Consider the following 1,419-nt stretch of genomic DNA (forward strand, 5'->3'; position numbering starts at 1 on the left):
AAGTAGTGGTTTGCACCGTAGGTGCTACCCGGGTTAGCAGGTGAGAATTGATGTGAAAGGGTAGCCTCTACGAGGCACAAAATAATTGACATTTCAAATGCTACAAACGGGTAGCTCCTACCGGAGCACATTATACTTGGCTATTGCAGGGTCTTTAAAATAGTCAGTGCCGTATCTTTAAAACATTCAAGTTTTTCATCCCCGGCATTAGTAATAATAGCCTCTACCTGATCTATATCTGCAAATTTCAAATAGGTCTCCTTCCCTATCTTACCGGCATCGCATAACACATAGGTGTAGGCGCTTTGGTTGATGTAGGCCAATGTAATATCGGCCTCCAGTTCACTGTTGGCAAATAAGCCGTTCGCCGAAATGCCGTCTACCCCTAAAAAAGCTTTGCCTGCGCGGTACCTGGCTATATGTTCATTTGCAATTTTACCGTGCACGGCCTGCCGTTCACTGTTAAACTCCCCGCCAATTATATTTAAGGATACCGCGCAATTCTGCAATTCATAAATAACAGGTAGCGAATTGGTTATCACCTTTATTTTTTTGTTTTTTATAAACTGGCACAAACGAAAAACCGTACTGCCGCAATCCATAAAAATGATATCCCCATCGTTAATATGTTCTGCGGCCTTGCGGCAGATATCATCTTTTACGGCTGAGTTTTGGGCCGCCTTATTTACAAAATCGTGCGGTTTGGCTAAAGGATCAACCTTCATGGCGCCGCCGTGCGTACGATAAAGCAGTCCATCGTTTGCCAGTTGGTTCAGATCGCGCCGGGCGGTGATCTCCGAGATATTTAACTCCGCGGCCAGATCTTTAATATCAACCTCACCGGTGCTATTTAATTTATCAAGTATTTTTTGTTTTCTTTTTTGAAAATTCATTACAATAGCGTTAATTTGTTCAAAAATAATCATAAACAATCATATTTGATCAATTCATACATGAACGAAATAAAAATATTAAAAAAAGAAGTGTTATCAGACAACTGGTACACCTTAAACAAAATAACTTTTGAGGCCACAAAACAGGATGGCTCGGTGCTGCAGCTCAGTCGCGAAGCGTATGACAGGGGTAATGGTGCCACTATACTGCTATACAACGCCGATAATAAAACCGTGATACTGACCAGGCAATTCAGGATGCCAACTTATATTAACGGTAATGAAAGCGGATTGCTTATTGAATGYTGTGCCGGACTGCTTGATAAGAATAATGCGGAAGATTGTATCAGAAGGGAAACGGAGGAAGAAACAGGTTATCAGATCACTAATGTAAAAAAGGTATTTGAAGCCTATATGTCGCCGGGATCAGTAACAGAAATACTACATTTTTTTATAGCCGAATACACCAATGACATGAAAGTTGGCGATGGTGGCGGCCTTGAGGAAGAGAACGAAAATATAGAAG

At 41.4% G+C, this 1,419-nt stretch carries 2 protein-coding genes; one reads left to right on the forward strand and one right to left on the reverse strand.

What is annotated here, in order from left to right; translation table 11 throughout:
- Positions 1 to 140: 140 nt before the first annotated feature.
- Positions 141 to 893 carry a DeoR/GlpR family DNA-binding transcription regulator gene (locus AC1DRQ_RS31535; RefSeq protein WP_477430093.1) on the reverse strand — a complete coding sequence of 251 codons (753 nt, stop codon included), beginning with the start codon at positions 891 to 893 and terminating at the stop codon, positions 141 to 143.
- Between the two features lie 60 nt (positions 894 to 953).
- Between AC1DRQ_RS31535 and AC1DRQ_RS31540 the strand changes: the two genes are divergently transcribed.
- A partial coding sequence (locus AC1DRQ_RS31540) for an NUDIX domain-containing protein (protein ID WP_477430095.1) occupies positions 954 to 1,419 on the forward strand: 466 nt, incomplete at its 3' end.

The sequence above is a fragment of the Mucilaginibacter sp. P4_E8 genome (assembly GCF_056401495.1).

Coding starts and splice junctions, on each gene's coding strand:
- AC1DRQ_RS31535 (WP_477430093.1), bottom strand. CDS start 893: ATGAATTTTCAAAAAAGAAAACAAAAAATACTTGATAAATTAAATAGC.